Genomic DNA, 12,196 nt, shown 5'->3' with positions numbered 1-12,196 from the left:
CGCTACCGCCCGCGCAGCCGTCGTACGAGGATGCTGGCGTCCCCGCGGGTCTCCAGGTCGGCGAGGACCACGGCGACCGCCTCGCGGACGATGCGGCCGCGGTCGACGGCCAGTCCGTGCTCGCCCCGGAGCACCAGCCGGGCGTGCTCCAGGTCCATCAGCTCCTCGGCGGAGACGTACACGGTGATCTTCTCGTCGTGGCGCTCGCGGCCGCTGGGGCGGCGTGCGGCGGCCCGGCCGCGCTTGCGGGAGGCGGCAGAACCTTCCTGCGCGTCGGTACCCGGCCCGGAGCGCTCCGCGCCCCGGCTGCGGGACTCGCCCGCCGAGCCCGGTTCCGCGTCCGCCGCGGCGTGCTCGGCGCCCCCGCCGTCACCGCCCCGCGCGGGCACCGCGTGCGGCGCGTCCTCGGCGGCGGCCTGGTCGCTCTCCCCCGCCGGCGCCGGCACCCGGGCTTCCCCGTTGGCCGGGCGCCGCGGGGAGGACGCCTGGAGCGCCGTTCCCCCTGTCGTGCGGAAGAGTTCGTCGGCCCCCGGCAGACTCACTCGGCGTGACACCGGGCGAGCACCTCCCTGGCGAGCTGGCGGTAGGCGGCGGCACCGACGGAGTTGGAGGCGTACGTGGTGATCGGCTCACCGGCGACCGTGGTCTCCGGGAAGCGGACCGTGCGTCCGATGACCGTGTGGTAGACGTGATCGTCGAAGGCCTCCACCACACGCGCGAGCACCTCACGGCTGTGCACCGTGCGCGAGTCGTACATCGTGGCGAGGATGCCGTCGAGCTCCAGGTCGGGGTTGAGCCGCTCCTGGACCTTCTCGATCGTCTCGGTCAGCAGTGCCACTCCACGCAGCGCGAAGAACTCGCACTCCAGGGGCACGATCACCTTGTGCGCGGCGGTCAGCGCGTTGACCGTGAGCAGGCCGAGCGAGGGCTGGCAGTCGATCACGATGTAGTCGTAGTCGTCCATCAGCGGCTTCAGCGCGCGCTGGAGCGTGGACTCGCGCGCGACCTCGCTCACCAGCTGCACCTCGGCCGCCGACAGGTCGATGTTGCTGGGCAGCAGGTCCATGTTGGGGACCGCCGTCTTCAGCAGCACCTCGTCGGCCGCCATGCCCCGCTCCATGAGCAGGTTGTAGACGGTGAGGTCGAGCTCCATCGGGTTGACGCCGAGACCGACCGACAGCGCGCCCTGCGGGTCGAAGTCGACGAGCAGCACCCGGCGCCCGTACTCGGCGAGCGCGGCACCCAGGTTGATGGTCGACGTGGTCTTGCCGACGCCGCCCTTCTGGTTGCACATCGCGATGATCTTCGCGGGGCCGTGATCGGTCAGCGGGCCCGGGATCGGGAAGTACGGCAGCGGGCGTCCGGTCGGACCGATGCGCTCACGGCGCTGGCGCGCCGCGTCGGGCGCGAGCGTGGCCGCGTACTCGGGATCGGGCTCGTACTCCGCGTCCGGATCGTAGAAGTGCCCCTCGGGCAGTTCGTCGTAGTCGGCGAAGTGGTTGCGGGGCGCGCCACTTCCGTCGCCGGCCATGGCGTTCACGTGTTGGCCATCCATACTCATGTGTGCTGTCTGAGTTGCCTGCGGACTCTGGTGGGCTGCGAAGGTGCGTACAGCGACGGAGCCGACAGCCTCGAGACGCCCGGGGCTCTCGGCCCGTGCAGGCATTCCTGGTTGACCACCCCCGGGAGTAAATGTCGACTCATTCACAAGTCGTCTTACCTCCTTGGTGACCAGGAAACTTCTAGACAGGTCAGCGTGGCACCATGCCGACGTTCGGCGACTCTATGGCGTGTCGGGCGTCCGCAGCAACACAATCCGCCGGACCCGGCCCGATGTGTCGGCAATGAAACAACCCTCTGTCAAGGGCGTACGGCCGTCGCACAGCAGGTTTCACCGGTGCGCGAATCGGTTGAAGCGTTACGTTCGAGGCGAGTTGGCCAGGAATCGCAAAGTGACCATACACACACCCGGCCGGACCTTGTCGGGCAAGGTCCGGCCGGGTGCGTGGGGTTGACGGCGACTGTTGACGTATCGCCTTTGCCGGTCACCGACTTGGCCGATTTACCGGCCTGGCCGCCGGCGGGCGGCGGGCGGCGGCCGGTCTCAGGCGAGGAGGGCGGCCAGCTCGACGTGCTCCAGCCCGTGCGCCTCGGCGACCTCCTTGTACACGACCTTGCCGTCATGGGTGTTGAGGCCCTTGGCCAGCGCGGGGTCGCGGCGCAGCGCCTCGGCCCAGCCGCGGTTCGCCAGCTCGACGATGTACGGCAGCGTGGCGTTGGTCAGCGCGTAGGTGGAGGTGTTCGGCACCGCGCCGGGCATGTTGGCGACGCAGTAGAAGACCGAGTTGTGGACCGGGAAGGTCGGCTCGGCGTGCGTGGTCGGGTGGGAGTCCTCGAAGCAGCCGCCCTGGTCGATCGCGATGTCGACAAGGACACTCCCGGGCTTCATCCGGGAGACCAGCTCGTTGGTGACCAGCTTCGGGGCCTTGGCGCCGGGGATCAGCACCGCGCCGATCACGAGGTCGGCCTCCAGGCAGGCCTTCTCCAGCTCGAAGGCGTTGGAGACGACGGTCTGGATCTTCGTACCGAAGATCTTGTCGGCTTCCTTGAGCTTGTTGATGTCCTTGTCGAGCAGGGTCACGTGGAAGCCCATGCCGATGGCGATCTGCGCCGCGTTCCAGCCGGAGACGCCGCCGCCGATGACGACGGCCTTGCCGGCCAGCACGCCGGGGACACCGCCGGGCAGCACGCCGCGCCCGCCGTTGGCGGCCATCAGGTGGTAGGCGCCCACCTGGGGGGCCAGCCGGCCCGCGACCTCGGACATCGGGGCGAGCAGCGGCAGCGCGCGGTTCGGCGTCTCGACGGTCTCGTAGGCGATCGCGGTGGTGCCGGACTCGATGAGCGCGTCCGTGCACTCCTTGGAGGCGGCCAGGTGCAGGTAGGTGAAGAGCGTCTGGTCCTTGCGGAGGCGGTGGTACTCCTCCGCGATGGGCTCCTTGACCTTGAGCAGCAGGTCGGCGGTGGCCCAGACCTCGTCGGCGGTGTCGAGTATCCGCGCTCCGGCGGCGACGTACTCCTCGTTGGGGATCGAGGAACCGACACCGGCGTCGCGCTCGACGACGACCTGGTGACCGTGGCGCACCAGCTCGTGGACGCCGGCGGGGGTGATGGCCACCCGGAACTCGTTGTTCTTGACCTCGCGGGGGATACCGACCTTCACGTCGATCACGGTCCTTGGCTCAGAGGATGGGTCTATTACTACACGTACCCGCGCACACGGGGGCACAACGGGAGAGACCGCAAGAACGTGCGGCAGAGCCAGTCTAATGAAGGTGTTCCCGCTGTCTAGCCTTTCAAAGCATCAATCTTCAGTCGAAGCGCTGCGGATTTCGCAGGCCTCGGCGGAATCTTCCCTCAACATGCGATCGGCCACGCTCCGCTGCAGGCCGGCCGCCGTGGGGTCGCCGAGCCGGTCGAGCGTGTCGGCCAGCCGCAGGTGCAGCGCGGCCTGCAGCCGGTCGTCCTCGGCCCGGCGGGCCCAGTCGACGGCTTCCTGGCAGGTGCGCAGCGACTCCTCGGGGCGCCCCGCGTACTCCTGGACGCGGGCCAGTTCGCTCAACGCCCGCGCGTGTGCGGCCACATCACCGGACCTGCGGTACCCGGCGGCCGCCGCGCGCCAGCCCCGCAGCGCCTCGCCGTAGCGGCCGGCGTAGGTGTGGGCGGTGGCGAGGCGGCCGTAGACGCGGGCGGCGTCGGCGCGCTCGTCCCGGGCGAGCCGCTGGGCGAGGGCCCGGCCGAACCAGTCGGCGGCCCGGTCGTAGTCGCCCAGTTCCAGGTGGGCTCCGCCCACGGATTCCATCGCGCGGGCGGTCGCGTACGGGTCCTCCGCCTCCCGTCCGGCGTCCAGCGCCGCCCGGTAGCGCACCAGGGCCTCGGCGGTACGGCCGGTGCGGGCGTCCAGGTCGGCCAGGTTCAGCAGGGCCGCCGCCTTCTCGCGGGGCAGCTCGCGCCGCTCGGCCACGTCGAGGACGAGGCGGTGGATGCCGTACAGGTCGGGGGCGGCCGCCTGGGTGCCGAAGTGGGCCACCATGGCGCGCACCAGCTGGGACATCAGCCGCCGGGCGAGGGTGTCCAGCTCCCCGTCGGCGACCGCGAGGCGGGCCGCGGCCAGCAGCGCGGGCCGCCGGACGCCCAGCCACTCGGCGGCGGCCCTCGGGGTGGGGAAGCGCAGGGCGCGGGGCAGGGTCAGCAGCTTCTCGCGGGCCTGGGGGCTGTCGGTCTCGGTGACCGCCCGGCAGGACTGGAGCAGGCGTACCGTCCGCTCCAGCATGCGGGCGCGGGCGAGCTGGAGCTCGGCGGGCCGGTCGTGGGTGGTGGCGAGTCGGCGCAGGAAGGCGTGCAGACAGCCGGGGACCTCGTACTCGGGCAGCGGGGAGTCGACCGCGCGCAGCACGCCGAGGGCGACGAAGTCGTCCAGGGTGGTCCGGGCGCCGTGCACCGAGCAGCCGGCCAGTGCGGACGCGGTGTGCGGGTCGACCAGGCCGGCCGGGGCGAGGGAGAGCAGCCGCAGCATCCGGGCGGCGGTGCTGGGCAGGGACGCGTAGACGAGGCGGAAGACGCGGCTGAGCGGGGTCCCCTCGTCGCCCTCGGCGTGCACGTGCTTGGCGAGGTCGGCGACGGCCGCCTGGGGGCGGGCGGCGAGCCAGCCGCCGGCCAGGGTCAGGGCGGCCGGCTGTGCCTGGCAGACCTCGACCAGCTGCTCGGCGGCCCGGGGGTCGACGGTGATGCGGACCGAGCCGGTGTACCGGGACAGCAGCTCCATGGCCGACTTGGTGTCCAGCCCGCCCAGCGTGCACGGCCGGACGTCCGCGATGCCGGTCAGCGGCCCTTCGGCGACGGTGACGGCCAGGCAGTGCGGGCTGTCCGGCAGCAGGGCGTCGACCTGCTCCGCGTCGGCCGCGTCGTCGAGCAGGAGGAGCGCCTTGCGGTCGGCGAGGGCGGCGCGCAGGGCCTCGGTGAGGTCGTCCTCGTCGGCGCCGGGCGGGGCCGGCCGGTCCAGCTCGGTGAGCAGTTCCCCGGCGAGCCGCGCGACGGGCACGCGCGTGCCGTCCGGCTCGCTCAGGCGGGCACGCAGCACACCGTCGGGGTAGGCGTCCGCGACCCGGGCGACCAGTTCCTCGGCCAGCGCGGTGCGGCCCGAGCCAGGACGGCCCGCGATGAGCAGCACGCGCGCGCGGGGGGCCTTGCGGCCGGAGAGGGTGTCCAGGCCCGCGCGCTCGATGTCGGCGCGCAGCGCCTTCAGCTCGCGGTCGCGGCCCAGGAACCGATTCTCCTCGGCCACGTCCTCCGACAGCCGTACGCCGTCCGTGTCCACCGCCTGATCCGTCACGGGCCACACTCCCGATCCCACCGCACGTCGGCGCCCGCCGGAACCCCGGTTCGGGCGTTTCCCGAGCCTAGTTCACGCTCTGCTACGTTCCCGGCGGAGCGCGGCGGGCACATCCCCCGATCGGATCAACCGATGGTCACACCACGGAGGGCGCCTCGGGTGCGGCTCCAGGCCTCCGGCGGGTGGATTCGGGCCCCGGGGCCCGGGAGGACCGGCCCCGGGAGCGGCTGGTGGAGCGGCTGGGAGTCAGGCCTCGAACGGCCGCGCCGGCCACGGCGCCTCCGCCGGGCGCAGGGCGTCCAGCCCGTCCCCCCGCTCGGCCGCGACCAGCGACAGCACGCCCACGACCAGGCAGTTGTTGTGCAGCTCGCCCGCGAGCACACCGCGGACCAGGTCCGCGACGGGCACTCGCGCCAGCTCCATGTCGGCCTCTTCGTCCTCGACCTCGAAGCGCGCGCCCTCGGCCTCGGACAGGTTCCGGGCGAGGAAGATCCGCACGGCCTCGTCGCAGCCGCCGGGGGTGGTGTAGACGTCGGTCAGCACCCGCCAGTCCTCGGCCTTGACGTGCGCCTCTTCGTACAGCTCGCGCTGGGCGGCGTGCAGCGGGTTCTCGCCGGGGACGTCGAGCAGGCCCGCCGGGATCTCCCACAGCTTCTCGCGCACCGGGTGGCGGTACTGCCGCAGGACCAGCACCCGTCCCTCGTCGTCCAGGGCGAGGACGGCCACGGAGCCGGGGTGGACCTGGTAGTCGCGGGTCGCCACGGAGCCGTCGGGCATGACCACGTCGTCCTGGCGGACGGAGGTCTTGTTGCCCTGGAACGGGGTCCGTGTGCCCCGGACCTCCCACTCCTCGGGGATGTCCTTGATGCTGCTGCCCGTCATGCCTGACCTGCCCTTCCAGACGTACGCGAAAAGCCGGGGCACGCGCCGCTGAATGCGCGTGCCCCGGCCACCGTACAACTGGTGTGTTACTTCGACGTCTTCCGCTCGACCGCGGCCTTGACCAGCCCGGCGAAGAGCGGGTGCGGGCGGGTCGGGCGCGAGCGCAGCTCCGGGTGCGCCTGCGTGGCGACCAGGTACGGGTGGACGTCGCGCGGGTACTCGACGTACTCGACGAGCTTGCCGTCCGGGGAGGTGCCGGAGAAGACGATGCCCGCCTTCTTCTCCAGCTCCGCGCGGTAGGCGTTGTTCACCTCGTAGCGGTGGCGGTGCCGCTCCTCGACGTACTCCTTGCCGTCGTAGACCTCGCGGACGATGGAGCCCTCGGCCAGCTTGGCCGGGTACATGCCGAGCCGCATCGTGCCGCCCATGTCGCCCTCGCCGGCCACGATGTCCAGCTGCTCGGCCATGGTCGAGACGACCGGGTGGGCGGTGGCCGGATCGAACTCGGTGGAGTTGGCGTCCGCGACACCGGCCAGGTTGCGCGCGGCCTCGACCACGATGCACTGCAGCCCGAGGCACAGGCCCAGCAGCGGGATCCCGTTCTCGCGGGCGTACCTGATCGCGCCGACCTTGCCCGTGACACCGCGCTCGCCGAAGCCGCCCGGGATGCAGATCGCGTCGACGTCCCCGAGCTGCGCCTGGGCGCCGGCCGGGGTCTTGCAGTCGTCGGAGGTGACCCACTTGATCTTCACGCGGGCCTTGTTGGCGAAGCCGCCCGCGCGCAGCGCCTCGGTGACCGACAGGTAGGCGTCGGGCAGGTCGATGTACTTGCCGACCAGCGCCATGACGATCTCGTGGTCGGGGTTGTGGACGCGGTCGAGCAGGTCGTCCCAGGTCGTCCAGTCCACGTCGCGGAACGGCAGGTCCAGCTTGCGGACGACGTAGGCGTCCAGGCCCTCGCCGTGCACCGTCTTGGGGATGTCGTAGATCGACCGGGCGTCGGGGCAGGCCACCACCGCGGCCTCGTCGACGTCGCACATCAGGGAGATCTTGCGCTTGATCGCGGTCGGCACCTCGCGGTCGCAGCGCAGCACGATCGCGTCCGGCTGGATACCGATGTTGCGCAGCGCCGCCACCGAGTGCTGGGTGGGCTTGGTCTTCAGCTCGCCCGAGGGGCCGATGTAGGGCAGGAGCGAGATGTGGACCACGAAGACGTTGTCGCGGCCGACCTCGTGGCGGACCTGGCGGACGGTCTCCAGGAACGGCAGCGACTCGATGTCGCCGACCGTGCCGCCGACCTCGGTGATCACGACGTCCACCTCGTCCGTCGCCATGCGGCGGATGCGGTGCTTGATCTCGTTGGTGATGTGCGGGATGACCTGGACCGTGTCGCCCAGGTACTCGCCGCGCCGCTCCTTGGCGATCACCGTGTTGTAGACCTGACCGGTGGTGACGTTGGCGGAGCCGTCGAGGTCGCGGTCGAGGAAACGCTCGTAGTGGCCGATGTCCAGGTCGGTCTCGGCGCCGTCGTTGGTGACGAACACCTCACCGTGCTGGAAGGGGTTCATCGTGCCAGGGTCGACATTGAGGTACGGGTCGAGCTTCTGCATCACGACGCGCAGACCCCGTGCCTTGAGCAGCATGCCGAGGCTGGAGGCGGTCAGCCCCTTGCCGAGCGAGGAGGCGACACCCCCGGTGACGAAGATGTGCTTGGTCGTCGAAGATTTGGGCGGCATGGCCAAGAGGGGGCTCCCGTGGTCGCGGTCTGGGGTGCGGTGCGCGCGTCCTGCGAACCGGTCGTACCCGGTTGTCGTCGGCGGCGCCGTCGCTGCGGTTCCGGGGTTTTTCTCCCACCGGTCCACGGGCTACCAGCGTATCAGCGCCTCGGGGCGATGGCTTCCGGCCACGCTCCGCGCACGTACGGACACGCAGGTGCGCCGGTCGCCGTTTCCTCACCCGGTGGTCACCCGTTCGGCGGACCCGGGTTGCCCGGAGCGGCACACAGATCATCTACGTGCGACGTATCCTGCTCGGACGTTCGCTGCCGAGCGCGCCCCGGTGACCCGGCACCACCCCCCGCCCGTCAGCACCGGGAACAACGAGAGTTCGTCAGTCCGTTGAGAAACGGTTGACCTTTGCGGCACAGCGTTTGGCTTAGCGGCCGAACGGCTGCTTTGCTTCATGGCTCAACGACGCATGACACAGACACCTGACCCCACCCTTGACCGCACTAGCGACCGCCCCCCACGCGGGGTGACGTGGCCGTTCGACTGGAGTTGCACGTGGCCGGGCGCATCGAAGACTACGCACTCATCGGAGACATGCAGACCGCTGCCCTGGTCTGCCGGGACGGCACAGTCGACTGGCTGTGCCTGCCCCGCTTCGACTCGCATGCCATCTTCGCCGGTCTGCTGGGTACCGGAGAACACGGGTTCTGGCGGATGGGCCCCGCCTACGCCCCCGGCGCCGAGCCGCCCACCGCGGCCCGGCGGACCTACCGCGGCGACTCGCTGGTCCTGGAGTCCGAGTGGGACACGCCGCGCGGCACCGTCAGGGTGATCGATTTCATGCCGCCGCGCGACGGCGCGCCCCAGCTGATCCGGATCGTGGAGGGCGTCTCCGGCCGGGTGCCGATGCGCTCGGAGCTGCGGATGCGGTTCAGCTACGGCCGCGTGGTCCCGTGGGTGCACAAGCACGAGGGCCGCACGGTGGCCGTCGCGGGCCCCGACTCCGTGTGGTTCGACACGGAGGTCGAGACCTACGGCAAGGCGCTGACCACCTACGCGGACTTCACGGTCGCCCCGGGTGACCGGATCGCCTTCACGATCTCGTGGGAGCCCTCGCACAAGGAGCCGCCGGCGCTGCCGGAGCCGGAGCAGTCGCTGGAGGCGACGGAGGAGTTCTGGCGCGACTGGGTCGAGCACTGTACGTACCACGGTCCCTACCGGGAGGCCGTGGTCCGCTCCCTGATCACGCTCAAGGCCCTGACGTACGCCCCCACGGGCGGCATCGTGGCCGCGCCCACCACCTCCCTGCCGGAGGACATCGGCGGCGTCCGCAACTGGGACTACCGCTACACCTGGCTGCGCGACGCGGCCATCACGCTGTCCTCGCTGCTGCGCACCGGCTACCGCGAGGAGGCCCGCGCCTGGCGCGAGTGGCTGCTGCGCGCGGTCGCCGGCGACCCGGAGAACCTGCAGATCATGTACGGCATCGCCGGCGAGCGCGAGCTCGGCGAGGCGGAGCTGGACTGGCTGCCCGGTTACGAGGGCTCCACCCCGGTGCGGGTCGGCAACGGAGCGGCCCACCAGCTCCAGCTGGACGTCTACGGCGAGGTCACCGAGGCGCTGCACCTGGCCCACATGACGGGCCTGTCCCGCAACGACTACGCCTCGGTGCTCCAGCTCAAGCTGATCCGCTACCTGGAGGACCACTGGCAGGAGCCGGACGAGGGCATCTGGGAGGTGCGCGGCCCGCGCCGCCACTTCGTGCACTCCAAGGTGATGGCCTGGGTCGCCGTCGACCGCACCATCAAGCTGATCGAGTCCGGGGACGCCGACGGCCCTCTGGAGCGCTGGAAGCAGCTGCGCGACGACATCCACCGGGACGTGTGCGAGAAGGGCTACGACAAGGAACGCAACACGTTCACGCAGTCCTACGGCTCCCAGGAGCTGGACGCCTCGCTGCTGCTGATCCCGCAGATGGGCTTCCTGCCACCGGACGACAAGCGGGTCATCGGCACCATCGAGGCCATCCAGCGGGAGCTGTCCACCTCGGACGGCTTCATCCTGCGCTACCCGACGGAGGGGGGCGACGAGGGCGTGGACGGCCTGCCCGGCGACGAGGGCGCCTTCCTGGCCTGCTCGTTCTGGATGGCCGACGACCTGGCGATGATCGGCCGGGTGGACGAGGCGCGCAAGCTCTTCGAGAAGCTCCTGGCCCTGCGCAACGACCTCGGTCTGCTGGCCGAGGAGTGGGACCCCCGCCTCCAGCGCCAGGTGGGCAACTTCCCGCAGGCCTTCAGCCACGTCCCCCTGATCGACACCGCTCTGCGGCTCACGGCGAGCGGGGCGTACGGGGGCTGACGGACGCCGCCGCTGCGGACGGTCGTGCCTCCCTCGGGCCTGAACGGCCCGGGGGTGCCCCCAGGGGCGGCACGGGCGGGCGCGGCGGCAGCCCGGCGCCCACGGGCTCCGGCGCCCGTCCCCGGAGCACCACCGCATCGGACGCCCGAGATGTATCCGCAGGCCACCCCCGGGTACCGTCCGCTGCATGAACAGCCCCAGCGCACCCCCGCCGTCGGGGATCACCGTGCAGCGCGCCCTGGAACTCCCCGGCCTGCGCAGCGGCCTGCCGGAGATCCTCGCCGGTGCCGACCGCCTGCACCGCACCGTGCGCTGGGTCCATGCCGGGGAGGTGCCCAACATCGCCTCCCTGCTCAAGGGCGGCGAACTCCTGCTGACCACGGGCTACGGACTCGGCACCCGCCCGGCCGAGCAGCGCGCCTTCGTCCGTACGCTCGCCGAGCGCGGTATCGCGGCCCTCGTCGTGGAGCTGGGCCCGCGTTTCGCCCGGCTGCCCGCGACCCTCGTGGACACCGCCCGCGCGGCCGGGCTGCCCCTGGTCCAGCTCCACCGCGAGGTGCCCTTCGTGACGGTCACGGAGGAGGTCCACACCGAGATCGTCAACGGTCACTACGCGCTGCTCCAGCGGGCCGAGGAGGTGCACCGCCGCTGCACGGAGGCCCTGCTGGGCGGCGGCGGGGTACCCCAGGTACTCGGCATCCTGGCCGACTTCGGGGACAACCCGGTCTTCCTGGAGACCACCGACGGCCGCCTGCTGTACGCCGCCGGCTCCGGTCCCGAGGGCGCCGACCCGCTCCAGGTGTGGGAGGGGCTGCGCGGCCCGCACAAGGACGCCCCTCCCCCGGCGGGCTCGGTCCTGGTGGACGTGCCCGGCGGCGGCCCGGGTGCCGGTTCGGTGCGCGCCCGGCTCGTCCTGCTGCCCGTACGGTCCCCGCTGGCGCCGGTGCACCGGATGGCGGCGGAGCGGGCGGCCGGCATCCTCGCCGTGGTGCTGATGCAGGCGCGACAGGAGGAGGAGCTGGCGGCGCGCGGGCGCGGCGACTTCCTCACCGACCTCGCCGAGGGGCGGATCACCGCGGCGGACGCCCCGGCGCAGGCACGCGTCCTGGGTTTCAAACCCGGCGTCGGTCCCCTGCTCCCGGTGGTGATGCGGCTCGGCGACGCGCTGTCCCCCTCCGGTGGCGGCTGGGCGGTGCTGGCGCGCGCGGTGGCCGAGGAGCTGGCGTCCGTCGGGGTGCCGGTCCTGCTGGGCGTACGTCCGGTCGAGGGCCGGGTCCCGCTCCTGGTGGGCCTGCGCTCGGAGTCGGAGCGGACGTCGGTCGCGGACCGGGTCGCGGCGGCGCTGCGGGCGGGCGTGGAACGGGCCGGCATGCGGCGGCCGGGGGCACAGCCCCCCGTCGTGGTCGTCGGGGTGGCGGGCGGCTGGGCGGCGGCGTCGGCGGGCCTGCGGCACGCGGCGGAGACGGCGACCGCGGCCCAGGGGCTCACCGACCGGCCCTGGTACGACGCCCGGCGCCTCGACATCGACCTGCTGCTGTGGCGGCTGCGAGACCATCCGGACCTCGCGGCCTTCGTGGACCGGGCGATCGGCCCCCTCCGGGACCACGACGACCGGTCCAAGCCGCCCCTGCTGCCCACGCTCCAGACGTATCTGGCGCACGCCGGCCGCAAGGCGGAGACGGCACGCGAACTCCACCTCAACCGGCAGACGCTCTACAACCGGCTGGCGCGCATCGGGGAGTTGCTGGGCACGGACCTCGACGACCCGCAGACCGTACTGGCGTTGAGCCTGGCCCTGCGCGCCCGCCGGCACGTGCCGTGAACGGGTCCGGGTCCGGGT

Annotated in this window: 8 protein-coding genes; 2 read left to right on the top strand and 6 right to left on the bottom strand. The window is 72.2% G+C overall.

The window, feature by feature from the left end; all coding sequences use genetic code 11:
• Positions 1 to 2: 2 nt before the first annotated feature.
• From ACZ6EG_RS20135 to ACZ6EG_RS20110, 6 genes are all read right to left on the bottom strand, one after another.
• On the bottom strand, positions 3 to 554 hold the full coding sequence (locus ACZ6EG_RS20135; protein ID WP_356606152.1) for a hypothetical protein: 552 nt from the start codon (positions 552 to 554) through the stop codon (positions 3 to 5).
• Positions 539 to 1,666 (bottom strand): ParA family protein, encoded by a 1,128-nt coding sequence (locus tag ACZ6EG_RS20130; RefSeq protein WP_356606154.1) that lies wholly within the window; start codon positions 1,664 to 1,666, stop codon positions 539 to 541. The genes ACZ6EG_RS20135 and ACZ6EG_RS20130 overlap by 16 nt, the downstream gene beginning before the upstream one ends.
• A 438-nt stretch (positions 1,667 to 2,104) precedes the next feature.
• A complete protein-coding gene (gene ald / locus ACZ6EG_RS20125; protein WP_053128540.1) occupies positions 2,105 to 3,229 on the bottom strand; it encodes an alanine dehydrogenase in 1,125 nt (374 codons plus the stop codon).
• Positions 3,230 to 3,361: 132 nt separating this feature from the next.
• Positions 3,362 to 5,389 carry a tetratricopeptide repeat protein gene (locus ACZ6EG_RS20120; RefSeq protein WP_391970151.1) on the bottom strand — a complete coding sequence of 676 codons (2,028 nt, stop codon included), beginning with the start codon at positions 5,387 to 5,389 and terminating at the stop codon, positions 3,362 to 3,364.
• Positions 5,390 to 5,635: 246 nt separating this feature from the next.
• Complete coding sequence (locus tag ACZ6EG_RS20115; RefSeq protein ID WP_356606159.1) at positions 5,636 to 6,271, bottom strand: NUDIX hydrolase; 636 nt, start codon at positions 6,269 to 6,271, stop codon at positions 5,636 to 5,638.
• A gap of 86 nt (positions 6,272 to 6,357) precedes the next feature.
• Positions 6,358 to 8,007, bottom strand: a complete 1,650-nt coding sequence (locus ACZ6EG_RS20110) for a CTP synthase (RefSeq protein ID WP_356606161.1) — start codon at positions 8,005 to 8,007, stop codon at positions 6,358 to 6,360.
• A 546-nt stretch (positions 8,008 to 8,553) separates the two neighbouring features.
• Here ACZ6EG_RS20110 and ACZ6EG_RS20105 point away from each other — a divergent pair.
• Positions 8,554 to 10,356, top strand: a complete 1,803-nt coding sequence (locus tag ACZ6EG_RS20105) for a glycoside hydrolase family 15 protein (RefSeq protein ID WP_356606227.1) — start codon at positions 8,554 to 8,556, stop codon at positions 10,354 to 10,356.
• A gap of 187 nt (positions 10,357 to 10,543) precedes the next feature.
• On the top strand, positions 10,544 to 12,178 hold the full coding sequence (locus ACZ6EG_RS20100; RefSeq protein ID WP_391970149.1) for a PucR family transcriptional regulator: 1,635 nt from the start codon (positions 10,544 to 10,546) through the stop codon (positions 12,176 to 12,178).
• Positions 12,179 to 12,196: the final 18 nt, after the last annotated feature.

Source organism: Streptomyces sp. NPDC041968 (assembly GCF_055589025.1).
The sequence above is the reverse complement of the archived record's forward strand: the minus strand, read 5'-3'. Positions and strand labels throughout refer to the sequence as shown.

What these genes read in the sequence shown, in the direction of transcription:
- ACZ6EG_RS20130 (WP_356606154.1), bottom strand. Translation starts at nt 1,666, where the DNA reads ATGCCTGCACGGGCCGAGAGCCCCGGGCGTCTCGAGGCTGTCGGCTCC.
- ACZ6EG_RS20115 (WP_356606159.1), bottom strand. Translation starts at nt 6,271, where the DNA reads ATGACGGGCAGCAGCATCAAGGACATCCCCGAGGAGTGGGAGGTCCGG.
- ACZ6EG_RS20110 (WP_356606161.1), bottom strand. Translation starts at nt 8,007, where the DNA reads ATGCCGCCCAAATCTTCGACGACCAAGCACATCTTCGTCACCGGGGGT.
- ACZ6EG_RS20100 (WP_391970149.1), top strand. Translation starts at nt 10,544, where the DNA reads ATGAACAGCCCCAGCGCACCCCCGCCGTCGGGGATCACCGTGCAGCGC.